Genomic DNA, 24,062 nt, shown 5'->3' on the forward strand with positions numbered 1-24,062 from the left:
AACCGGTGGTGGTATAATGACAGACAAAAAGCTAGGTGTGATTGGCGGAATGGGTTCTTTAGCCACAAAAGTTTTTTTTGAGAAAATAATAGAAAATACGGTTGCATCCAAAGACCAAGATCATATCGATATGATTATTCTTAACCATGCTACATTGCCAGATAGAACCAAGGCTATTTTAGAAGGTAAAGAATTGTCTTTCTTAAATGCAGTCAAACCAGATATTGAACTTCTGGAAAAGGCAGGAGTAGAAAATATAGCTATCCCTTGTAATACATCGCATTATTTTTATGAACAAATGCAAAATATGACAAAAGTAAACATTATTAATATGGTCCGTGAAACTGCAGCGTTTATTAACAAGAGATATGGAGAGAATAGTAAAGTTGGTATCTTAGCTACAGATGGCACAATTGCTACTGGTATATATGAAAGAGAATGCTTGAATTTTAACCTTAGGCCGTATCACCCGAGTGAATTCGATCAACAAAGAATTATGCGTACGATCTACAACATCAAAGCAGATGTTAATTATCAGCCTTATGAGTTGGAGGATATGATTCAACATCTGATTACAAATGAAAATTGTTCATCTGTAATTTTAGGTTGTACAGAATTATCTTCTGTCTACTTAGATCCTGAGATTAAAAAATATTGTGTAGACCCGATGGAAGTCCTTGTAGAAAATTCAATTATCTTATCTGGAAAATCACTTAAGAGCTCCATTTTAAATCGTCACCACACCATTAGTAATCCGTAATTTAGGGGGAATTAAATTGTGTTGAAATTAAGCCAGAATGTAACGTTCGAATCTTTCATTAGAGACTCCTTCAAGGATGGTACGTACCATAGAGAATTAAGGTTAACTGATAGTGAAGTTGAAAATGTCAAAAAGATTTTTCCAAACGCCAGCATGAAAGCCATAGCGGAAACTGAATCATTGGATAAGAAATGGTATGAAGTAAATCTTAAGAATCCGCACATGTAAATTCTCCAAGACAAGTCAAACGAAAAGGCTATGATACAATATCATAGCCTTTTTCATTATACCTATAATCTATAAGCTGATACCTTTACAGTTCAAATGGAAACAATCTATTCCTCACCTGTATTCAAGATAATTATTTCCACTCTTCTGTTTTCCCGCATGTTCGCTTCTGTATCATTCGGTACTCTCGGTCTTGTCTCACCATATCCAGCTATTGAAAAGCGAGATTCATCAATATTAAACTCCTCAATCAAATACCGTACGACACTACTTGCTCGCCCACCAGATAGTTCCCAGTTTGATGGATAACGAAAACTGCTCATCGGTCGGCTGTCCGTGTGCCCTTCAACCTTTACTTCATTAGGGATTTCCATAAGCAGATAGCCGATTTCTTGCAAAAAGGGCTCCCCTTCTTCTAGAATGTCTGCTTCACCAGATTCGAAAAAAATGCTGTCCTGTAACACTAATACAATGCCTCGTTCTGTTCTATTAGCGGTAATAACCTCATTTAAATCATTTTCATTCAAATAGGATTCGATATCTTCTAATAAACCATTTAATGGATCTTCCTTTTCTGCCTCTTCTTGATTCATCACCTCTTTATCCTGTGATGGAAATTCAAATTCATTCGGCATTTCCCCCAAATCATCATCTTGGTTAATTTGCTCTGTTGGATTATCCATCGGCACAGCTGATGAAGAAAAATCAAGTATCATTCTATCTTGAAAAGATTGCGATATCGCTTTAAATTTATTCAAATCAATTTGTGACATGGAGAATAATAAAATGAAGAAAACGAGAATTAGGGTAACCATATCTGAGTATGTAACCATCCATTTCGGTGTACCTCTCTCATTCCGTTTCCTAGTTTCTCTACGTTTCATTAATGCTTTCCTCCGTAAAAAATCTAGATTAATCGTTTATCAAAATACGCTTCAAGCTATAAAGTTCAATTTCTATAACCGTTTGTACACCTTTGCTATATATTATTTATATCGGCAATAATCTTACAAAGTTAATATGGAGTCCAATCTTTAAAGATTTCAATATATATCTTATGCGTTTTCTTCATTGGGTATTTAATGGTTACTTAAGCTTCTTATTTCACAAGAGCAGGGAACGTGTATTACGTTGCACATCAAAAAACCGTAAAGCACGGTGCTAAACGGTTAGGTGACCTATTTATCTTGTTCTTGTCGCCATTTATTAAATTCAAGATATTCCTTAAATTGTTCTTTAGAAACTCCAGACTCCATTGCCTCTTTTACTATTTTCATCCATTCACTATCTAACTCTGTTTCAACTATCGAATTACTATCATTTATCAAATCGTTCACAGAAACGCCTAACACTTGACTGATTTTCTCGATAAACTGGATCGATGGGTTTGACTGAAGGTTTCGCTCAATCGAGCTTAAATAGGACTTCGCTACTCCCGCTTTTTCAGCAAGCTCTGAAATCGTCATCCGCTTTTCTTTTCGTAATTGTTTGATTTTTTCACCGATCAAGTTCTTCACCTACTTTCTCTGCGAATTATATCATAATTACGGTGAAGAGTTCTATTGTTAGCAAAAATTAAATCAAACTTATATCTTTTTACTTGCACTATTCAGAAACTGCCGAACTTCCTCTAACGATATACCTAGTTTTTTCGCACTTTTTATTAATGTAATCCATTCTTGATCAAACGCAACAATTTCAATTACCTTATCCACAATTCCGCCTCCATCACTAATCCAGATAATTTAGTTATTACCAGTAAGGCTTTTGACTAAAAATCCTGCCTCAACCTCAAACGCGATTACTTATAACAATCAATACATAAGCATATTTTACTATATATTTAGCATTAATTGGGTGACTTGTTTTGTCATATAGACACTAGTTTTGTAGTATAAGAAATTAAAATTGTTACTTATTTCGCACGCTATCCGTACACCTTTCCCACCTGATAAATAAGTACTATAATGCTCTTTTTCTATTGTAAAAATAGATTATCGTACCTGCTAATAACAGAATCAGCCCGATAAGAAGAAAGTTAAAAATGTCGGTTGCTGTACTTGGAAGTGGAGAACCGTCGTGAGGCGAGTTTCCTCCACTGCTAACCGCGCCAGCAATAGATTGTTCATCTCGGTCATCGCTTTCCCCTTCGGCTGTAAACAGCAGATAAAAATTTGCATTCAATCCTTGAAAATCGTTACCCAAATGTTCTGGAAATCGCACTGTGAATTCCAACGTCTCTTCACGGGAACTCTCTAACGTACGAGCGGCTAATCCATTAAAATCTTGCAGCTTACCATTGTATAGGATTTCATCCGAGTCGCTGATTTCCAGTAATAATTCATTATAAAGTTTCATTGAATCCCCATATGGTCTAACGGATACGAAATAATCAAAATCCAATATACCGTTATTTTGTACAACAACAGATCTTGGAGCCCAATCTCCAGGTTTCATGTTATCAATGTTAAGTAGTACTTCTTCTGGTAAAATATCAATTGTTATTTCATCAGCAGCAGAAACCGATGATGGATTTGTTATATTCATAGAGAAAGCACTTAGTACAATTAATAGTAACGGAATTATTTTTGGGAGTTTCATAAGCACCTTCCTCGTATCATTGACATGTATGCCTATTTTGCATCTGCAACATTCTCTTTTTCTTCTAATTTTCTTAACGCTCGCCATATCGTAAATCCAGAATAGCCTAGCATCAATATTCCCGGAACGATCATAAATACAATACTTCCATTAGGTGATTGAGCAAAACTACCGACGTATCCAACGTAAGGAATAGTGAATCCCTCATATGCACCTACAACATTATCTGCCAAAACTGGATTGCTATCTACAGCATTATTATTATCACCTTTTGTCGTATAAAGAACACCGCTTCCTGTTTCTTTTACCTCTGTAATCCTATGCGTAATCAGTTTATTATCTTCTTCCATAAACGTAATGACATCGCCTTTTACGAAATTGCTTTTTTCTTCTTCTGTAATAGAACGTACAGCAATTATTGATCCTGTTTGAATATCAGGTTCCATTGACCCAGAAAGCACCGTCTTCAATTGATAGCCAAATACCTCTGGTTCCCCACCTGTCAACTTAGTTGATAGTACAAGAGCTGCTACACAAATCAGTAAAATCACAAGAACATTTGAAACAATTCGATTTATCCACTTTAAGACTTTCCTTGCTTTCATTCTTTCTCACCTTCCTGTTCGTTTGTTATTTCTTCTTTATTCTCTGCTTCTTTAAGATTTTGTTCTTTGCTTTTCACTGACGCGTTTGCCTCTTCTTTAACTTCTTCAACTTCCGTTTCGACTTCTTCTTCAATTACCTTTTCTTCTTTATCTTTGTCTTCTTTACTTTTATCTTCCTTTTTTTCTTCCGTACTTTCGGTTTCCTCTACAGTTGATTCGGATTCAACTTGCTTCTCACCATTATCTTTCGTTTCATTCGTTTGCGGTTTTGACTCTTTTTCTTCTGTATTCTCAGTACTTTTATCTAGAGGATTTTCTTCTTTATCAGCCGTTTTCGAGGAAGGACAATTTATCTTTATCCACTTACTCCAAATCGTTTTACTACTAGAATCCCCAGCAATCTCTTTTGTCGTAAATACATAGACTCCAGGTGAACTTGCTTGGAAATTAAGTTTGGTTGATTTTCCTTTATCAAGCGGAGGGATTACCCCTTCACCTTTACCTAATTTTAGTTTCTTTCCGTGTTTTTCTGGATTTCCATTTTCAATATAATACACGTGATAAGAACTGCTTTCTTTCATATCTCCAGGTCCAGTGTTTTTTATATCTGTAGAAATTTTTACGGCCTTACAAGCTTTTATGTTGTCATTTCCTTTGGAGGTAAAACGTAAATAGCTATCCGGGTCTTCCCAAGTGCCAATCGTTACATCACCTGATGTTTCTTTCGAATTCGTAAAGTGTGCTGCTGTATCGGAAGTTACATAGTTAATTGAAAATAGAAGAACATACCAAATTAACGAAACTTTTAATAGCAGGAATAGCAATTGATTCTTTTGTTTAAATTTATTTAAACGACTCATTCGCAAACCTATCTCCGCCTTTCAAAATATCTACCTTTTATACATATTCATTAGCATGTAACTTTACGTTTTATGCTAATGAATATGTATAAATTTAATTTAGAAGGAGAATGAAAATACAATCTCCCTCTACATGCAATTACTTCATTCATTATTTATTGAAAATTAGGTTTCCCATCCCTTTGAATCGCCTCAAACTCCCATTTCAGTTTTAGGGAATCTTGTTGAAAATGATTTTGGTTCTTGTCATTTTCTACAAAACTGAATCGTACAGTAAATTTTTTAGGATTACTTTTCACCGTGAAATCTTCTAAAATCGTTTTTGGGTTATCAGTCAAATCCGCAAGCGTTTCTTTAAATACTACGTTCTCTTTTCCATTCACATGATATAAATATTCTACAAGTATGTGATCACCTAAATCGTCTCCATTATTTTTTTCGCCCTTGTCAATAACTTCGTAGGAGGAATTCAAGATAACTTCCTTCATGTCTACTGTTCCGTCATTTGTAAGTTCAAAATTTCCATTAATGGTGTCACCAGGGACGATGTTTTCTATCTTAATGATGGATTCCTTGTTTATCCCTAAGTCCAAGAGTCCCGCTGCAAACGTATTTGCAGTTTCCTCTGTATCTTTAAAGTAGGCAAATGTTCCACCCGTGACCAAACTGATACCTAGTGCAGCAGTAATGAAGCTGACGGTTAAACTTTTTTTTATGTTCAATAAGATTCTCCTCTCATGGGTTTATTGATTAGCTTATGATTATGGTATTTTTAATTTGATACTTATGTAGGAGGAGAAATACTCTCCTCCGGTTTCAACTTATCTAAGTTCGCCTTCTGTTTGATGAGCTGTAAATGTCCATTCAAGCTCTAATTTATCCCCTTGGAATTCATTTTGGTCTTCACCATTATCAACAAATTCGAATGCTACGTACATATTGTCACTTGTACCAGCTGATAAGCCACTATCTTCACCATTCAATCCAAAGAAATGAGTCACCCAACTTTGGACGTTTTCTACGCCATCAGGAGTCTGATTTTGAAGATCATATAAAGTTGTTTCAGAAATTACATCATTATAATCTCCAATAACCCAGCCATCGCCAGTTTTATCCGCATTTTCTAGGAATAGTACTTTAATATGTTTAGCAAAATCATCAGTATTGTCACCCTTCGCATCAATAACATTAGTTACTGTAGATATATCAACTGTTGAAATATCAAGTGATCCTTCATTTCCTAATACAAATTCACGAACCATTATATCTCCAGGTTTTAAATTATCTACATCAATAATTACAGTTGGATCTACTGATAAATCTAAAGTACCTGCTGCAAACGTATTATTCGTAGTTTCCGAGTCACTAAAATAAGCAAATACGCCCCCACCGATTAATCCTAATCCTAATACCGCTGTTGCTACCCCTGCACCTAATTTTTTCTTTAAACTCATTGTAAAATTCCTCCTTTAATTTTATAAAATGATTTCTTAAAAACTTGGCATGTGAAAAGATTCCTAAATGGAAACCTAAGCAACATGATGCAAAATGGGAATTTTTATATCCCACGTAGCTAACACTCAATTGTCGCTGTTCGCTCATAAGCTACTACTTTTACTGCTAAAACGAATACTATTTAACGAACGAAGCTGGATACAGCAACAACCCTCCTTTCATATGTAACCTGACAAACCGCTATCGTTCTTTATTAGCTGTTTTTAATTCTTAATAACGAACGATTTAATTGGAGTATAATTTATTTTCCTCAAATAAGAAACACTCAAATTCGTTCATTTATCCGTTATAAAGAACTATTTACTTTTAAATTCTTCCGTTTTCTTAAATATACTGACATTTTTAATTTTTTTAATTATTTAACGACCTTTATAATGAACAACAGTTTTTTTCTTTCAAACACCCTACTCTTTTTTGATAATTCGTTTAAAAATTTAGCCTTTAAAGTATCGTTTAAATTGGCTATACTTAATGTAAGCCTAATCATAAGGAGCATGTCCTATGAAGAAAATTTCGTTGTTTATTATTGTTATCGGTTTTGCATTCCTTGCTTTTGGTGGATTTCAATGGTATCAAACGGAAACAGCGCAAAAAGAAAGCATCGCTGAAGCACAAGCTTTGCTTGATGATAAAGCATCTTTCATTTCTGCCCCATCCAAAGATCAATCTGAACTAGCTAAGGATTTCTCGCCAGATACTGGGGAAACAGTTGGTATCCTACATATTCCAAAATTGGAGGCAGACCTTCCAATCGTTGAAGGTACACATGAGGACGAGCTTGCTAAAGGTGTCGGACATTATCAAGGGACTGCCTATCCTCTGCAAAACGACCAAATTGTATTATCTGGACACCGGGATACAGTGTTTCGTCGAATGGGAGAACTAGAGATTGGTGATATATTAACAATTCAATTACCTTATGAAGAATTTTCCTATGAAATTACAGATACCAAAATAGTGGATGCTGATGATCGTACAATTATTGTTCCGCATGATGAGGAAGTGTTAACATTAACAACCTGCTACCCTTTTTCATTTATAGGTAGTGCACCAGACCGGTATATTATTACTGCGCTTCCAGTTTCTAATGACATAAATGAGTAGACTTGCAATTTTCTATTAGAAACCTAAGGCAATCGCACGCCTTTAGCGAATGTCTTAGTTGCGCTGATGTGGAAAGAAATATGCAATCACTTTCTTTTCTGCCAAAAAAAATCTATACAGCACTTATGAAATCTTCATACATTTTTCATAGACTAAATTCACTATTTCGTTTATAATTTATCCAAGATTTGATATTTTTTTACATCATTCATCATTAAGAAGTCCTATAATTTTTACATTTTAATAAAGAGGAGAATACACGTGGTATCAAGATCTGACAAAAAACAAAATAAGAAAAAACGGAAATGGCTGCGATGGGTCGTAGGAATCGTAGTTGGATTATTTTTGCTAATTGGGGGATTTGTATTTTATTTATGGAATGAAGTGGGGGCAACGATTGAAACGATGCATAATCCATTAGCGAGAGACGAAGATCCGGATCGCCAAAAGCAAATCGATTCGATTTTTTCAAATAAAGACTCGCTAAATGCTTTACTTTTAGGTGTAGATGAACGTTCAGGAGATAAAGGTCGTTCTGATACAATGATTCTAATGTCCATAAATCCAAAAACAAATGAAATCATCATGCTTAGTATTCCGAGAGATACATATGTAAATATCCCGGGACGCGGTATGGATAAAATCAATCACGCGTATGCATTTGGTGGAGTTGATTTATCTGTTCAAACAGTAGAAGAAGCTTTTAATTTACCTGTTCATGTTTATGCGAGAGTGAATATGGAAGGATTTCAACAAGGAATTGACGCTTTAGGCGGAGTTACAGTTAACAACAGCTTGGCGTTTTCAAGTGGTGGACACACGTTCCCTGAAGGCCAAATTAGCCTGAATGGCGAAGAAGCACTTGACTATATTCGTATGCGTTATGAAGACCCGCGTGGCGATATGGGGAGAAATGAACGGCAACGTAATGTTATTGCTGCAGCAATGAATGAAGCAGCTAGTTTTTCCAGCATTACAAAGGTCGGAGAGATTCTTACCATTTTAGGCGATAATGTACAAACAGATTTAGATATGAAGAAAATTCAAACGTTATTTACAGACTATGCTGGTGCTAGACGAAGCATCACTACAATGGAGATAAATGGATCGGGACAAACTATTGGTGGTGTTTGGTATTATATGGTTCCAGATGAAGAGTTTAGCCGAATCACATCAGACATAACAGCTCATATGGAAGCAAAATAACAATACCCGTAATTACTAGAAAAGTCACCTGTATCTTGAAATAAACAGTGTGGCTTTTCTTCTCTGGACAAACTAATAAACTTATTTAACTAACATCTTTTCAGTTAAATAAGACTTGGGGGAATTGGTATGAAACGAATTATTATTTTATTTGCATTTCTACTCATTCTAGGTGCATGCTCTGAAAAAGATCAAGCAACACCGAATGATCGCTTTCAAGACTATGTAACACACTGGAACGAACTTAAATTTGATGAAATGTATGATTTATTTTCTGTAAATGCAGCTAATACATACTCTGAAGAACAGTCTGTATTACGCACACAAACTATCTATGAAGATATAGGTGTATCTGACCTTGAAGTGAGTTTTGAGGAATTAACGGAAGAACAGTTGGACGTAGCTATGGAAGAAGGAACGGCAACTATTCCATTTTCTGTCCAATTAGAAACACTTGCTGGACCGGTTAGTTTTGAACATGAAGCAACCCTTATTCAGCAAGATGATGAAACAGAAGATGAAGATTCAAAGAATTGGTATATTGAATGGGAAACTGGCTTTATCTTTCCTGATTTAAAAGAAAATGGTCAAATTCGTATACAGACAACGAATCCAAAACGCGGAGAAATTCTTGACCGTAATCAAATGCCACTAGCGATTAATGATACGATTTATGAGATTGGTATTGTTCCAGGCAATCTGGGTGACAATCCTGAACAATCAAAACAGAAGGTTGCGGATCTTCTAGGAATGAGCACTGAAACAATCGATACGGCTTTGAACGCGGGATGGGTTGAGGATAATTTATTTGTCCCACTAAAAAGTGTACTTCCAGAAGAATCTTTTCTGTCCGAATTGTTAGCCATTGAAGGTGTCCAATCACAGGAAATTACTGGTCGTGTTTATCCTGCAGGTGAAGCAGCAACTCATCTTGTCGGTTATATCCGTAATGTAACATCCGATGATTTAGAAACACTTGACGCTGATCAGTACAGTGCAAACGACAAAATAGGGTCACGTGGGTTGGAACAGCTTTATGAAGAACAGCTAAAAGGAAAAAAAGGTGTAAGTATTCTTATTGCAAATGAGAATGAAGAGGATATTGTTCTTGCTGAGATTCCTGTTGAAGATGGAAAGACTATTACGACGACCATTGACATTAATATACAAGAAAAAATATTCAATACGTTTGAAGAAGATGCTGGTACAGCTGCTGCAGTTGATCCAAAGACTGGCGAAACGTTAGCGCTTGTAAGCAGTCCTTCCTTCGATCCGAATGAAGTTTTATATGGTACATCTGGTAACCTTTGGGGCGAATTAGAGGAAGACGAACGAAACCCTGTACTCAACAGATTTTCCGCTACCTTCGCACCTGGTTCTGTAATTAAACCAATTACAGGATCAATTGGATTGTCAAATGGTTCCATTGTGCTTGGTGAAGGTATAGAGATTAACGGCCTAACATGGAGTAATGGAGAAGGCTGGGGAGATTATGAAGTTCGTCGAGTTTCTACTTCTAACGGTCCTGTTGATCTTGCCGATGCATTAATACGCTCCGATAATATCTTTTTTGCGAGAAAAGCAGTTGAAATGGGTGCCGAAGCATACACAACTGGATTAAAAGACTTTGGCTTTGAAGAGGACTTCCCTTTTGAATACCCAATAACCGCATCAACTATTTCATCAAGCGGCAAATTAGATGATGAAGTCTTGCTAGCAAACGCTAGTTATGGACAAGGTGAGCTGGAAATGAATGTCCTTCATTTAGCAATGACGTATGCACCATTCTTAAATGATGGAAAAATGGTGAAACCAACCTTGCTTACAAGTGAAGAAACTGGACAAGTGTGGAAAGATGAGTTAGTTACTTCTGAACATGCAAATGCGATAAAGGATGCACTAAGAAAAGTTGTTACAGATGGTACTGCTCGAAACGCACAGGATGCAGATTTTCCGATTTCGGGGAAAACCGGTACTGCTGAGTTGAAATTAACGAATGATTCATCTGGTGATGAAAATGGTTGGTTTGTTGGCTACCCTACAGATGATCAAGATATGATTATTGCAATGATGGTTGAACAGGTACAAGATAAAGAAAGTGGTCTCGCTACGAAAAAGGTTACAGATGCATTTAAGGCAATTAAATAAAGCTATTCGTATTGAACCTTTCAACCACCAAAAATCTACTTCTCAATATGTGAGAAGTAGATTTTTTTGTAAGAGAATAACCTATTTAGAATTAGTTCATTACAGTAAGCGCTTACTTTAAATCGATTTATAATAGCTTTGTCAGTTTATAAAATGCATCTTCATCATATTTATCTAAAGCAATGTCAATTAATCTTTTAACATTTTCTCTTTCCATTTCACGAATAAAAAGAAGGGTCATTTTTTCTTGCTCTGTTTTAATTATGTTAGCGTCATCGTTTTGGTAATACGTTTCCGCGATAGAATGTAGCTGCTGAAGGAAATCAGGAATGGAGATGAGCTTGGACATTGTTACATTTACAACGTCTTTTCCGTTTTGAAAAGCAAAAACCGCATCTAGATTCTCCACTTTTTTCGTTTTACGGTTAATTCGAATCTCATTAGCTTCTACAGGAATAAATTGATAAACTTTTTTATTAATCACTACCGAAAAATATTGATATGCAAGTATAACTCGGACGTATTCCTCTTCTGTTTTAATGTAATACGGCTTTAGCATTTTAACAGTTACCATAGTTTCCACCTCCTAGTTTTATAAACCTGTCAATCTAAATTTTCAGTTAATTAATTTTACACGAAATTATAGAATTATACAAGTGAAAATTTCATGGCACATACATAGATGTGCTGTACCTACTTCCCATAATTGAATACATAGTTAAAAGAAAAACCCAATCAACCTGACTGGGATTTTCTATGCTGAAACTTATACAACTGCCTGAGATACTATTTCCTACTTCATTTCCGGTATTACTCGAACTTCCCGGTCCATTGTTGAGTTACATAATGGACATGTTGGTTCTTCAGCAAAACTGAATGACTCTCTCATCCAGCCTTGACAGTCATCACTAGTACATGACCATACGTTTGTTTCCACCTCTGGAACCGGTTCTCTTGGTCCGCGAGAAAATGACATGATAGCATCCCCTTTCCTTCTACACTACTTATTATACTCCTTTTTCAGCATCAATGTAAGGGTATCTGAAATGAATAACTATGCTTCTTGCTTTACCAGGTTTTCAAATACCTGCAGTGCTTTTGGCTGGAACTCATGGTAATTTTTAATGATAGAGAACTTTCGCTTTATTGGTGTACCCTCAACAAAGATTCTCTGGATTTTTTTAAGCTTTTGTTCCTTTTTAAATGTTAGATTGGAAAGCAAGCTTATCCCAAGGCCGGATTCAACCCCTTCTTTGATCGTTTGTGTGCTTCCAAATGTTAAAATTCTTTTTGGCTCTAAATTACTTCGTTGAAAAAAATCCTCAAGCATTTTTCTCGTTCCAGAACCTTCCTCGCGAATAATCCATGTTTCATTTTCTAAATCTTTTATAGAAATACATGCTTCCTCTTTAAAGGATTGGCCTGTCCCAGCAATTATATACATTTCATCTGTCGCAAATTGCCGGGTGGAAACCTGATGATGTGTAAAATTTCCCTCAACTAATCCAATATCGATTTCATGCTGTACAAGTTTTGCTCCAATGTCTTCTGTATTCCCTATTGTTACAGTTGGAATGATATTAGGAAATTCTTCTTGCAATTTAGCTAAAAACCTCGGAAGAACATACTCGCCAATTGTGTAGCTGGCTCCAATTTTCAATTGACCGCTTGGTTCATTTTCTAAATCAGAAACAAGAATTCGCATCTGATCATAGTTACGTAAAATTTTCTGGGCATATTGATAAACAATTTCTCCAGCTCTATTCAGTTCTACAAATTTATTACTTCTTTCTAGTAGTCGAACACCAAGCTCTTTTTCTAAAGCTGCAATATATTGACTGACTGCCGGTTGTGACATGTGTAATTCCTTGGCAGCTCTTGAAAAGTTTTTCCGCTGTGCTACTTCCTTAAAAACAATCAAATGCTGATCCACTAAAATATCCACCTCTTTCAATAGTATGAATCAATGCTAGGCTAAAGAACCATTATTCTCATTACGAATGAAAGATATTCTGACCGACTCTATTAACCCTTAGGAAAGTTTAATAATAAGGTTTACTTATTATTGTTATTCTAATAATTTATTTTCCTTATTATACAACTGGATCTATAATTGTGTATAGAATAATGAAATGAGGAATGAGAATGAGTACATTAACGAACAAATCCAATCATTGGAAAAGTCTTCTGTTAGGTATTGGATTTACATTTATTTTTGCTTTGGCTGGCTATTTACTATCCTTAATTCCCGGTTTAAACCGAGTTGGTCCATTAGCTTGTGCAATCCTTTTGGCAATCGTTTATCGTCAAGCTTTTGGTTATCCGGAATTTTTTCGAAAGGGTATTGAGTTTTCATCAAAATATTTATTACGTTTAGCAATTATTTTATATGGATTAAAATTGAATATCGATGTAATTTTCCAGGATGGAATTGGTCTTCTTGTAAAAGGAGCAATAACCATTATCTTCGCTATTTTAGTCACTGTGTATTTGGCAAAATTATTTAAAGGGAACACTCAGATTGCACTGTTACTCGGTGTTGGAACTGGAATTTGTGGTGCAGCTGCAATTGCGGCAGTAGCACCTATTGTAAAGGCCAAAGCAGAGGATACAGCAATCAGCGTCGGGATTATCGCATTAGTCGGTACTGTTTTCTCCATTATTTACGCTTTATTGTTGCCGATTCTTCCAATCTCTGATGTGCAATACGGCATTTGGTCTGGTCTAAGCTTACATGAGCTAGCACACGTAGCATTGGCTGCAGATCCTGCAGGTGAAGAAGCACTCGCTATGGCGCTTTTAGCTAAGCTTGGGCGTGTATTCTTATTAGTACCGTTATGCTTTGTCATGATTCTTTGGATAAGGAGCCGTAAATCACAAGCCGGGGCTGATCATGCAAAAGTTAAATTCCCTATGTTTTTATTAGGCTTTATCGCAATGAGTATTATTGGAAGCTATGTTCTTGGAAATGCGATTCCAGTAACAGACAGTGTTATGAATGGTATTAGTATTGCTACGACCTTCATCTTAACCTCCGCAATGGTTGGATTGGGGCTAAACGTCAGCTTAAAGGATGTGAAAAGTAAAGCACTTCGTCCGTTCTATGCAATGTTAATCACATCTGTGCTCGTATCAGTATTGATGTATTGGATTGCAGGTATTTAAAATAACTCACTATCACAGAGATTGAAAAAAGTGAGCTGCATTTCATCTTGCAGCTCACTTTCATTAGCTTATTTTGATAACGCAAATTTCTCAATCGCTTTAGCAACACCATCATTATTATTCGTATCTGTCTCGTGATTTGCTACTTTTTTAATCGCTTCTTGTGCATTTCCCATTGCAACACCAATACCGGCTTCTTGAATCATCTTGATGTCGTTTAGACTATCGCCAACAGCCATTACTTCATCCATCGTTATACCGATCTTATTACAAAGGAATTGTAGTGCTCTCGCTTTACTTACACCTTTCGGATTGACTTCCACATTTATTGGCAGGGAATTCGTTAACTCCAGCTCCTCATACTTGGAAAGCTCCGAAATCATAATATCTAATTTCTGCTTTTCTTCAGATTGGCAGCCAAACTTCAACCATTCATAGTCATTGAAATTACCTGGAGTTTCTTCTCGAAATACACCGCTTGTAGAGATCATCCACATCTCTACCCCGACTTGTGTACCAAGATTATACATTTTCTCGATTAACGCCGCATCCAAAAGATGCTGATCCAATAGTTCTTTTTCTACTGTCCATATTTGTCCACCATTTGCAGTTATTAAATAAGATTGAAGCTGCAGCTGTTCTGCGTATGGGTAGCACGTATGAATCCCACGCCCTGTACTTAGGACTACATGAATCCCTTCTTCCAAAGCCTGCTTTATCGCCATTTGTGTACGATGAGATACTTCGAGATCACTTGTTAACAATGTTCCATCCATATCTAGTGCAATTAACTGAATAGCTTTCTTTTCTACTGTCATTTAAATGCTCCTTTTCTTTACATGGTTTGTCTTTTCATCTGATTATCCTTTTCAAAAAATTTCGTTGTAATAAAAGGAATAAACAGTAATACAATTACAATGATAAATAATAATTGAATATTGTAGAAATCAACTATAAATCCACCAAGAACAGGTCCAATCATTCTTCCTAATGCCGCAATACTATTAACGATTCCTTGATAAAATCCACTACGTCCTTTTGGAGAAAGCTTGTTTGCAAGTGTTGGAATGGCTGGCCACACAAGGACCTCACCTATTGTTAAGATGACCATTGCAACAGCGAACATTGTAAAATTCTCAGCAAACATGGCAATCGTGAAGGAAATTATCAAGATACAGGTGCCAATATGAATATGCTGTTTTGGTGAAGTTATTCTATCTGTAAACCATTTTACCAGAGGTTGCGCCAGAACGATAAGAAAACCATTTATTGCCCATAGAGAACTATATTGTTCAAGCGGGATGCCAATCGATTGTGTATGGGAAGCAATTGTTGACTGCCATTGACTATATGCAATCCATACAACCAAGAATCCACTACATAAAATTAGTAATGAAATAAAAGCAGTTTTATTGTGAATTTTTGCCCGCTGCTCAAGGACTGACGTATGCATTTGACGATCTTTTGACTGATCCATTCCTTTGAACGTAAACAGTACTAACAGGAAAAAGAGAATAAACACAAGCGCATTTGCAATAAAAATATAATCAAATGAAAAGCTTGCCACATAGCCCCCAAGTGATGCTCCAAGTGCTACACCTAAATTCTGGGCAACATATACGGCATTAAATGCTCGACGGCCACCGTCTGGCCATAGGGAACCAGCCATCGCAAACATAATTGGCCAAGTGATACCATTTCCAAACCCAATAATAATTAATAAAATGGAGTAAGCCACAATACCATGATTAAACGCTAGAATAACGGAAGCAATCATTGCTAGAAATGTTCCTGCAAGAATTGTTTTATACGCACTATACTTATCATAAAGTGCTCCGCCAAGCAAGTTTCCCACAATGGATGCGCCTTGATTGAACATTAAAATGAACCCAGCAAAAGCAAGACTTTTACCAAGCTCATTATGCATATATATCGTATTTAAAGGCCATAGAAAAGAGCCACCAGTTACGTTGATTACAGTTGCAATCACTAGCAGCCAAATATACCTAGGCATATTTATCATCTTCCTTCATTCATGATTAACTAGACCAGTTTAATCCATTTCAGGACGCAAATCAATACTTCCTAGCAGTTTATTTCATCCAGAGCAAGTTAAACGAATTAATTATTAAAAAGGCAGATCATAAATAGATGAATTTCCAAGAGAAACTCAGCTGTTAATAATAGATTGATTCACATGAATTCCTATCATAAACAAGCAATTGCGATTTGGATTCCTTTAATTAAATCAGCATCAGCCCAGCTTGGTATATCTCTTTCAACCGCTAGCGGATGAGATGCCGGTATATGAATAAAGCCAGAAGGCACTTTTCGACCATTCTCCTCAAAATAATGCAAACCATGATACATGACATTATTACATAGGTAAGCTCCTGCTGTGTTCGAGATTTTCGCTGGTAACCCATGCTTTTTTAACGATTCTACTATTTCATGGATTGGGAGCTTACTAAAATAACCGTCCGGACCACTTTCAAAGATTCTCTCTCCATTCGGCTTATATCCGAGATTATCAACTGGGCCATCATTACAATTAATCGCAATTCGCTCGGGCGTAATCTGATTACGCCCTGCTGCTAAACCAAGTGAAATGACAGCGTCAGGCTTATGCTTTTTCAACAATTCAATGAATTGCTTACCTGATTTATTAAATTCAACTGGTAAAACTTCACCGATAATTTGATAATCGTTTATTCTTTGACCATGCAGTTCATTAACAATCATTTCTGTTGGATTGATTGCGTTATTTAGAAAAGGTTCAAATCCAGTCAATAATAATTTCATTCTATTACTGCAACTCCCTCTTTACATTTAAATCTATTATACGATAAATTTAATAAATATTCGATTAACATATCTAATTCTTGTATCGCATCCTAATAATAAAAAAGGTGATCATTTAATAACCAGCTCAGCGTGATAAATAGTTTTCTACGAACAAAAGCGCAAGCGCCCGGTTAGCGACGTACTGACTGCGCCCCGTATTTTGGGGTGGTTCGGCTTGCCGAACATTCTTACGTAGGAGATAAAGGAAACACGGCGACCGCAGGGAGTCGATGTTGACTTATCGTACGGAGGTGAGGGAAGTCTCGCTAGTCGCTGGGCGCTGGAGCTGGACGTAGCCGTTTAGGTAACTAAGTTATCCACAGCATTCAAATTTTATAGTTTTCTACTGAAAAAAGAGATGGATTTGTACCATCTCTCGTTTTATTTCTATTATCGATTTGCATGCAACTAGGCTTATCGCACGTTTTTCTGTACGACTATTACTAAAACTAAATAAGCTACCGGTAGTATTCCTGCTATCCCCACAATTGCATTCCACCCTGCTATATTCCAGATTGGTCCGACTGCAGAACTTCCAAGCGTAACACCAACATAATATGCCACTAAATACAGGCTCGATGCTCCACCTTTATGATGTGCAGCCTCCTCTGCGACAAAGGTTGCCGTCAATGAATGTGCGGTAAAAAAACCTAAACAGGATACGCATAAGCCAATTATGATTATTGGCAAGGATAAACTGAATGTCATTAAAATACCAGTCGATAGGACAAGGATTCCTATGATACGTACGACCTTAAGCCCCATCCCACCCGCTAGCCAGCCCGCAATCGGAGCTCCTATTACTCCAAATCCATAGGCAAAAAAGGTGTAAGAAATTGCTTTTGTCGAGAGTGAAAAAGGCTCTGCTTCCAGATGAAACGGCAAATAGGTCCATATAGATGTAAACGAAAGCTGGAGTACAGCCCCCATTCCAATAATCATAATAATAGTTGGATTTTTTAAATGAAAAATCATCCCTTCCAAGTCTTTACGAAATGATAGATTGCTCGCTTTAAAGAATCGAGACTTTGGCAAAAAAATAAAAACAAGTCCTACAATTAGTAATCCACCGCCTGCAAAAATATAGAATACAGTTTCCCAGGCATATATATCTGTTAGATAGCCAGCCAAAACTCTCCCAGCCATCCCGCCAAGCGCATTGCTAGCGATGTACAACGCCGTTGCAATTCCGACACTGGAACGGTCTATCTCCTCGTTTAAATAAGCAAGAGATGCAGCAGGTAATCCAGCTAGCGCAAAACCTTGAATAAACCGTAATAACACAAAAAGGTAAAACGAATCCAACATAGGAATTAATAGAAATGGGATAACCGATCCGATTAAAGAATATTTAATAATAGCTACTCTCCCAATTCGATCGGAGAAAAAACCAAGAATGATTAAACCAATAATCAAACCTACAATCGTCGCTGATAAGGTTAACGTCGCTTCTGATACAGATACTTTGAATTCCCTAACATACAACGGTAAAAGCGGCTGTACAATGTACATGCTCGCAAAAACAAAAAAGGATGCAAATGCTAAGCTTAAAGATATTTTCCAAAAATAGTAATCATTTATATGATATTTTTGTGTATTCATTACACTACACTTCCTATGTACTTAATTATGCTAATGGTTTTAACTCTTACTATAGCACAATTTATGCAAAAATTAAAAATTATATTTCAGATTAATATGTATGGTATTTACAGTATTTCCTAGGAAATACACGGTGAAGACGGTGCAAAAGATCTACTTAAGAATCCTTGACATGAAACCGATTGGTGTTATATAGTAATTACGAAACCAAAAGGTGTTATATGGAAGGAGCAGTTAAAATAGAAAACTTACAAGATATTAAACAAACTGTTATTGTAAATGCAACGATACAAAAAGTATGGGATACTGTATCTACATCAGAAGGTATTGCATCATGGTTTATGCCGAATGATTTTGAACCAATTGTTGGACAGGAATTCCACTTACAATCCCCATTTGGTCCATCCCCATGTAAAGTACTGGAAATAGATGAGCCAAACAAAATAATATTTTCATGGGATACAGAAGGTTGGATTATTTCCTTTCTATTAAAAGACTTAGGTGAAAAAACGGAATTTACGCTTATACATAGTGGCTGGAAAACAGAGGATACCGTTATTCAAAAAGCAAACGAGAAAAGCTCTATCATTCGTGACAGGATGAGTAATGGCTGGTCGAATATTATTCATAACAAACTTCGAAAGGTTACTGAAGCATAAGTGGCAGCACTAAAATATGATGTATTCCAAGCCATTTCTGATCCAACCAGAAGAGAAATTCTTCGTTTGCTCTCGACCAAAAAACGAGCTATCTCTGAAATAGCATCTCAATTTCCCGTTAGTCGAACAGCTATTGCTAAACACCTTCACGTACTTTCTGAGGCAAGTTTGGTAAGTGGTGAAAAGATAGGCAGAGAAAAGATTTATCAATTGCAGCCAGAACCGCTCACAGAAATAAAACAATGGTTAGCTTATTATGAACAATTTTGGACTAACAAATTATCAATTCTTAAGCATGTAGTTGAAAATGATGATGAATAGCAAATAAAGGCTTATTACATGTAATAAGCCTTTTCTCACTAGATACAAAAGGTCTAATAATATCCGCCCTCCTTATTCTATGAATTCTGAACTATACTTCTTCTTTCCACTCCATTGACTATTAAAAGAAAGTTTTATACTATAAATTCATTAGTTGGTTTAGCAAACAAATTAATGATAGCGCTACATTTTGGAAGAATAGTACTTCCCTATTTCGATTTTTTTATTGTAAGCGGATTAATAAACTTAATTTTAGGAGGAAATAGCATGGATTGGATTATGAATAACATGCCGATTATCTCACTTGTACTCGGTGTTGCTTTACTCTTGTTTTTAAATATGAAAGTGAAGCTTAATAGTGTACTAGCTCTAATCATATCAGCAATATTAGTTGGACTTTTAAATGGTATGCAGCTTACCGCAATTATTGATACGATTAAAGCCGGTTTAGGAAGTACGCTTGGAAGTTTAGCATTAATCATTGGATTTGGTGCTGTACTTGGGAAATTAATGGTTGATTCAGGTGCTGCACAACGTATTGCTTCCACTCTATTAAATAAATTTGGCGTAAAAAATGTTCAATGGGCTCTCATTATTGTTGGTGCTATCTTTGGTATATCCGTATTCTATGAGGTTGCATTTATTATACTTGCCCCTCTCGTAATCAGCATTGCAATTGAAGCCAAGGTACCATATATGAAACTTGGGATTACAATGGTAGCGGCTACAACTTTATCTCATAGTCTATTCCCACCACAACCAGGACCAACAGCATTGGTTGAAGCTTATGGTGCGGATATGGGAATGGTCTACATGCTTGGAATTGTGGTGTTTATTCCAGCAGTTATTGCTGCCGGGATTATTCTACCAAGACTAATGAAAAATCTGGATCGTCCTGTTCCACCACTATTGGAAAAACCTAAGGAATTTACTGATGATGAAATGCCAGGGTTTGCTACAAGTGTTATCATTCCATTAATACCTGCAATTATGATTTCCGCAGCAACAATTATAAATATGTTTATTGATGAAGGTACTTTTTTTCATGATCTAATCAACTTCCTAGGCAGTGCGGAAACAAGTCTGCTGCTTGCTGTATTAATTGCGGTCTATGTGTTTGGTCTGCGCAGAGGACGTACAATGAATGAAGTAATGGATTCCTTCTCTGGTGCTATTAAGGGCATTGCTATGATTATCTTTATTGTTGGTGCTGGTGGGGCTTTTAAAGAAATCATTCTTGATTCAGGTGTAGGCGATTACATTGCTGGGATGATGGAAAACACGGTTGTCTCACCATTAATTATGGCGTGGTTTATTACAGCATTAATTCGTATCGCAACGGGTACTGGTGTTGTATCCGCAATTACGGCTGCTGGTATTGTAGGGCCTTTGATTACAACTTTTGATGTAAACCCTGTTTTAATGGTATTGGCAACAGCAGCTGGCAGTAACACAATTACACATGTGAATGATGCATCCTTCTGGCTATTTAAAGAGTACTTCAACCTATCCATTAAAGATACATTCAAAACATGGGGATTATTACTATTCACTACATCTATTGTCGGATTGGGTATCGTTTTATTACTAGATCTATTATTCTTCTAAAGTTAAAGAGGACTGCATTCAAACTGAACGCAGTCCTCTTACTTATATTTAGCTTTCTCTCATTATCGCTTCCCGCAGCTCATTGGATTCATTCAAATCAACTATACGCTCGAGATCAAGTAATATGAGCAGGTGATTATCAACCTTCGCAACACCCTTTAAAAACGTTTCATGAATCCCAGCAACCAGTTTTGGTGCTGCCTGAATCTGATTTTGTTCAATATCTTTTACTTCTGTCGCAGCATCAACAATTAATCCGATTTGCATATTCTCAACAGAAACAACTAAAATACGGGTATCATTTGTTGTTGCCGACTCAGTAAGCATTAGTCGTTCTTTTAAATCAATAACTGGGGTTGTTTCACCACGCAATTCGGTAACGCCTTTAATAAACTTCGAAGAACGCGGAACCGCTGTAACTTCCTGCAATCTTTCAATAGAAATAACCTGCTGCACTGCAACACCAAAGGATTGATTATTTAATTTAAACACAATAAACTTTGTTACTTCCTCAGCCATTTAACTTCCTCCACTCTACTTAGGCATCAATTCATTTGGATCAATAATTAACGCAACCTCTCCATTGCCTAGAATCGTTGCACCAGATATGGCGAAAACATCTTTCAAATAATTTCCTAGTGATTTTAATACTACTTCTTGTTGTCCAATAAAGGAATCAACAATAAGCCCGGTTAGTTTTTCTCCTTTTTTCACAATCACAACAGAGTACTCTTTACTTTCATCCTCTTTCTGTGATGGCACTTCAAAAACAGTTGCCAGTGAGACAAGCGGAACTACTTTACCACGGAAATCCATAACCTTCTTCCCATGCGCAAACATCATTTGATCTTTTTCCAGGATAACTGTTTCTATAATCGAGGAAAGCGGGATTGCATAGATTTCCTTTTGCACATTTACGAGTAGTGTTGAAATAATGGATAGCGTAAGTGGCAATTGAATCGAGAATATACTTCCTCTACCCGGTTGTGACTCGATTGCAATTTGACCACCTAACGATTCAATTTTATTTTTCACCACATCTAAACCAACACCACGACCAGAAATATCAGATACTTTATCAGCTGTACTAAAACCAGATGAAAGTATCAAGTTAGCAATTTCATCTTTTGTCAGCATGTCTGCTTCAGCTGGTGTAATAATCCCATTTTCAATTGCCTTTTTCTTAACCTTTTCATGGTTAATACCAGCGCCATCATCTTCAATTTCTATGAAAACATGGTTGCCACTATGGAAAGCTCGAAGTGTCAGTTTCCCTTCTTCCGACTTTCCTGCTTGCTTTCGTACTTCCGGCAGTTCAATGCCATGATCGACTGAATTACGAATTAAATGAACTAAAGGATCACCAATCTCATCAATTACCGTACGATCAAGCTCTGTATCGGCTCCAATAATCTCCAAATCAATATGCTTTCCTAAATCTTTTGCAAGCCCGCGAATCATTCGAGGGAAACGATTAAATACTTGGTCAATTGGCACCATTCGCATCGCTAAAATAAGACTTTGCATATCGCTTGAAACCCGACTAATGTGCTCGACCGTGTCCGTTAGTTCCTGATTCTCCATACCTTCAGCAATTACTTCCAATCTACTTCGATCAATAACAACCTCTTCAAATAAATTCAATAGATTATCAATCTTTTCCAAGTTAACACGGATCGTTTTGGAGGCATGATTCACTACAGCTGGCGCACTTTTTTCAGTAGTTGCTGCAACCTCTTCCGCCGCTGTTTGCGCATCTAGCTTTTCTTCTAAAATAGGTTCTTCTTGCTGCTCTTCAGAAACGGTTGTAGTCAAGCTCTCCATCTCTACATCTTTCACTTCTGATACTTTGCTTATAATGTCTTTTACCATCTCTGGGGCTACTGTTGATAGGAAAATCATTAAAAAGCTTTGTCCGAAATTCCCCTCCTCAATTTCTTCAACAGATGGATTGGTATGAATAATTTCTCCATGGTCCTCTAACGCTTCAAAAACCATATAAGCACGTGCACCTTTTAAAATACATTCTTCCGTCAATTCGACTGTTATTTGGTATGGTGAAAACCCTTGATCTTTTGCTTGTTCAACAATTGTAACTTGGAATTCATCAAGTCCAAGCATATCTGTTTGAACTGTGTTTACTTCTTCGGCTGTAGCAAGCCGTTCTATTTGCACATCTTGCTTGCCATTCTCGATCTGATCCAAACGATGAACTAATTCGGAAACATCTTTCTTTCCATCGTTTCCCGCTTGAATGGAACCAACCATGTCTTCCAGAGCATCAATTGCTAAGAAGATAACATCAATTATGGTCGTTGAAACATTCAATTTATGGTTGCGAATCATGTCTAGTACATTTTCCATTTTATGTGTTAGGGATGCAATATCTTCATATCCCATTGTTGCAGCCATACCCTTTAATGTATGTGCGGAACGGAAAATCTCATTCACTAAATTTAAATCTTCGGGTTGCTTTTCTAATTGAAGTATACTGTCATTAACTGCCTGTAAATGTTCTCGGCTTTCTTCCAAAAACACCTCTAAATATTGATCCGTATCCATAAAAGCATTTCCTTTCTATTTCCATTTTGTCAATTTAAGGTTGTATAAAGTGAAACTTCATGCAGTAGGGGATTCCCTTACTCCTCCACTGCATATTGGTTGAACAGAATAAGGAATTTACAGACTGTTCACCTTCACGTTTTTTGTATTTTCACAATTTGAAATTGGGGTATTACAGTCCGTTAACGCGTGATAAATTGTACCACGATTTTAAGCATAGTTAATTACTATACACAAAACCTTTATCATTATCTTATGTAGGTTAAAGTTCCTA

At 36.5% G+C, this 24,062-nt stretch carries 25 protein-coding genes; 8 read left to right on the forward strand and 17 right to left on the reverse strand.

The genetic code is table 11. From position 1 onward, the window contains the following. Positions 1 to 16: 16 nt before the first annotated feature. Positions 17 to 760 (forward strand): amino acid racemase, encoded by a 744-nt coding sequence (locus MHH64_RS17385; RefSeq protein ID WP_095311118.1) that lies wholly within the window; start codon positions 17 to 19, stop codon positions 758 to 760. Positions 761 to 1,095: 335 nt separating this feature from the next. On the opposite strand, the gene motS is transcribed toward MHH64_RS17385, so the two are convergent. The 8 genes from motS to MHH64_RS17425 form a co-directional block, all read right to left on the reverse strand. Next, positions 1,096 to 1,872 (reverse strand): flagellar motor protein MotS, encoded by a 777-nt coding sequence (motS, locus tag MHH64_RS17390; protein WP_095311114.1) that lies wholly within the window; start codon positions 1,870 to 1,872, stop codon positions 1,096 to 1,098. Between the two features lie 294 nt (positions 1,873 to 2,166). Then, entirely contained in the window at positions 2,167 to 2,496 is a 330-nt protein-coding gene (locus tag MHH64_RS17395; RefSeq protein ID WP_095311112.1) for a helix-turn-helix domain-containing protein, read from the reverse strand. Positions 2,497 to 2,574: 78 nt separating this feature from the next. Further along, the gene (locus MHH64_RS17400; protein WP_251659211.1) at positions 2,575 to 2,703 is read right to left on the reverse strand and encodes an anti-repressor SinI family protein; all 129 of its coding nucleotides are present in this window, start codon (positions 2,701 to 2,703) and stop codon (positions 2,575 to 2,577) included. Between the two features lie 247 nt (positions 2,704 to 2,950). Continuing rightward, positions 2,951 to 3,589: an LPXTG cell wall anchor domain-containing protein gene (locus MHH64_RS17405; RefSeq protein ID WP_251659212.1), complete on the reverse strand. Its 639-nt coding sequence runs from the start codon at positions 3,587 to 3,589 to the stop codon at positions 2,951 to 2,953. 32 nt (positions 3,590 to 3,621) lie between these two features. After that, entirely contained in the window at positions 3,622 to 4,194 is a 573-nt protein-coding gene (locus tag MHH64_RS17410) for a signal peptidase I (RefSeq protein WP_095311107.1), read from the reverse strand. After that, positions 4,191 to 5,054, reverse strand: a complete 864-nt coding sequence (gene tapA / locus MHH64_RS17415; protein ID WP_251659213.1) for an amyloid fiber anchoring/assembly protein TapA — start codon at positions 5,052 to 5,054, stop codon at positions 4,191 to 4,193. Before tapA ends, MHH64_RS17410 begins: the two co-directional genes overlap by 4 nt. A gap of 155 nt (positions 5,055 to 5,209) precedes the next feature. After that, positions 5,210 to 5,776, reverse strand: coding sequence for a TasA family protein (locus tag MHH64_RS17420; RefSeq protein ID WP_158586316.1), 567 nt, complete (start codon positions 5,774 to 5,776; stop codon positions 5,210 to 5,212). 99 nt (positions 5,777 to 5,875) lie between these two features. Next, positions 5,876 to 6,508, reverse strand: coding sequence for a TasA family protein (locus tag MHH64_RS17425; RefSeq protein ID WP_118890443.1), 633 nt, complete (start codon positions 6,506 to 6,508; stop codon positions 5,876 to 5,878). Positions 6,509 to 7,070: 562 nt separating this feature from the next. Here MHH64_RS17425 and MHH64_RS17430 point away from each other — a divergent pair. The 3 genes from MHH64_RS17430 (at position 7,071) to MHH64_RS17440 (ending at position 11,027) form a co-directional block, all read left to right on the forward strand. Beyond that, entirely contained in the window at positions 7,071 to 7,673 is a 603-nt protein-coding gene (locus MHH64_RS17430) for a class D sortase (protein WP_340002107.1), read from the forward strand. A 261-nt stretch (positions 7,674 to 7,934) separates the two neighbouring features. Next, the gene (locus tag MHH64_RS17435) at positions 7,935 to 8,879 is read left to right on the forward strand and encodes an LCP family protein (RefSeq protein ID WP_095311098.1); all 945 of its coding nucleotides are present in this window, start codon (positions 7,935 to 7,937) and stop codon (positions 8,877 to 8,879) included. A gap of 129 nt (positions 8,880 to 9,008) precedes the next feature. Next, on the forward strand, positions 9,009 to 11,027 hold the full coding sequence (locus MHH64_RS17440; protein ID WP_095311096.1) for a penicillin-binding transpeptidase domain-containing protein: 2,019 nt from the start codon (positions 9,009 to 9,011) through the stop codon (positions 11,025 to 11,027). Between the two features lie 127 nt (positions 11,028 to 11,154). Here the strand turns inward: MHH64_RS17440 and MHH64_RS17445 are convergent, their stop codons facing one another. The 3 genes from MHH64_RS17445 to MHH64_RS17455 form a co-directional block, all read right to left on the reverse strand. Next, the gene (locus tag MHH64_RS17445) at positions 11,155 to 11,601 is read right to left on the reverse strand and encodes an IDEAL domain-containing protein (RefSeq protein ID WP_095311094.1); all 447 of its coding nucleotides are present in this window, start codon (positions 11,599 to 11,601) and stop codon (positions 11,155 to 11,157) included. A gap of 219 nt (positions 11,602 to 11,820) precedes the next feature. After that, a complete protein-coding gene (locus MHH64_RS17450; RefSeq protein WP_095311092.1) occupies positions 11,821 to 12,003 on the reverse strand; it encodes a cold-shock protein in 183 nt (60 codons plus the stop codon). Between the two features lie 78 nt (positions 12,004 to 12,081). Then, positions 12,082 to 12,960 (reverse strand): LysR family transcriptional regulator, encoded by an 879-nt coding sequence (locus MHH64_RS17455; protein ID WP_095311090.1) that lies wholly within the window; start codon positions 12,958 to 12,960, stop codon positions 12,082 to 12,084. Between the two features lie 212 nt (positions 12,961 to 13,172). Here MHH64_RS17455 and MHH64_RS17460 point away from each other — a divergent pair, with 212 nt between their 5' ends. Continuing rightward, complete coding sequence (locus MHH64_RS17460; protein ID WP_340002108.1) at positions 13,173 to 14,192, forward strand: putative sulfate exporter family transporter; 1,020 nt, start codon at positions 13,173 to 13,175, stop codon at positions 14,190 to 14,192. Between the two features lie 68 nt (positions 14,193 to 14,260). On the opposite strand, the gene MHH64_RS17465 is transcribed toward MHH64_RS17460, so the two are convergent. The 4 genes from MHH64_RS17465 to MHH64_RS17480 all read right to left on the reverse strand — a co-directional run bounded on the left by MHH64_RS17465 (position 14,261) and on the right by MHH64_RS17480 (position 18,638). Continuing rightward, the gene (locus MHH64_RS17465) at positions 14,261 to 15,010 is read right to left on the reverse strand and encodes a Cof-type HAD-IIB family hydrolase (RefSeq protein WP_095311086.1); all 750 of its coding nucleotides are present in this window, start codon (positions 15,008 to 15,010) and stop codon (positions 14,261 to 14,263) included. A 17-nt stretch (positions 15,011 to 15,027) separates the two neighbouring features. Next, positions 15,028 to 16,206 (reverse strand): MFS transporter, encoded by a 1,179-nt coding sequence (locus MHH64_RS17470; protein ID WP_118890441.1) that lies wholly within the window; start codon positions 16,204 to 16,206, stop codon positions 15,028 to 15,030. Positions 16,207 to 16,400: 194 nt separating this feature from the next. Next, positions 16,401 to 16,994, reverse strand: coding sequence for a pyroglutamyl-peptidase I (locus MHH64_RS17475; RefSeq protein ID WP_340002109.1), 594 nt, complete (start codon positions 16,992 to 16,994; stop codon positions 16,401 to 16,403). 456 nt (positions 16,995 to 17,450) lie between these two features. Continuing rightward, positions 17,451 to 18,638 (reverse strand): MFS transporter, encoded by a 1,188-nt coding sequence (locus MHH64_RS17480; protein WP_095311081.1) that lies wholly within the window; start codon positions 18,636 to 18,638, stop codon positions 17,451 to 17,453. Between the two features lie 221 nt (positions 18,639 to 18,859). Between MHH64_RS17480 and MHH64_RS17485 the strand changes: the two genes are divergently transcribed. The 3 genes from MHH64_RS17485 to MHH64_RS17495 all read left to right on the forward strand — a co-directional run bounded on the left by MHH64_RS17485 (position 18,860) and on the right by MHH64_RS17495 (position 21,226). Further along, positions 18,860 to 19,297 (forward strand): SRPBCC domain-containing protein, encoded by a 438-nt coding sequence (locus MHH64_RS17485; RefSeq protein ID WP_340002110.1) that lies wholly within the window; start codon positions 18,860 to 18,862, stop codon positions 19,295 to 19,297. After that, complete coding sequence (locus tag MHH64_RS17490) at positions 19,298 to 19,618, forward strand: metalloregulator ArsR/SmtB family transcription factor (RefSeq protein WP_095311077.1); 321 nt, start codon at positions 19,298 to 19,300, stop codon at positions 19,616 to 19,618. It begins immediately after the preceding gene. Positions 19,619 to 19,885: 267 nt separating this feature from the next. Next, entirely contained in the window at positions 19,886 to 21,226 is a 1,341-nt protein-coding gene (locus tag MHH64_RS17495; protein ID WP_095311075.1) for a gluconate:H+ symporter, read from the forward strand. A 48-nt stretch (positions 21,227 to 21,274) separates the two neighbouring features. Here MHH64_RS17495 and MHH64_RS17500 read toward each other — a convergent pair whose 3' ends face one another. Together MHH64_RS17500 and MHH64_RS17505 are read right to left on the reverse strand one after the other, a co-directional pair. Beyond that, complete coding sequence (locus tag MHH64_RS17500; RefSeq protein WP_095311073.1) at positions 21,275 to 21,745, reverse strand: chemotaxis protein CheW; 471 nt, start codon at positions 21,743 to 21,745, stop codon at positions 21,275 to 21,277. A gap of 15 nt (positions 21,746 to 21,760) precedes the next feature. Beyond that, positions 21,761 to 23,788: a chemotaxis protein CheA gene (locus MHH64_RS17505; RefSeq protein WP_095311072.1), complete on the reverse strand. Its 2,028-nt coding sequence runs from the start codon at positions 23,786 to 23,788 to the stop codon at positions 21,761 to 21,763. Between the last annotated feature and the right edge of the window lie 274 nt (positions 23,789 to 24,062).

Source organism: Oceanobacillus sp. FSL K6-0127, assembly GCF_037983385.1.
GTDB lineage: Bacteria > Bacillota > Bacilli > Bacillales > Amphibacillaceae > Oceanobacillus > Oceanobacillus profundus.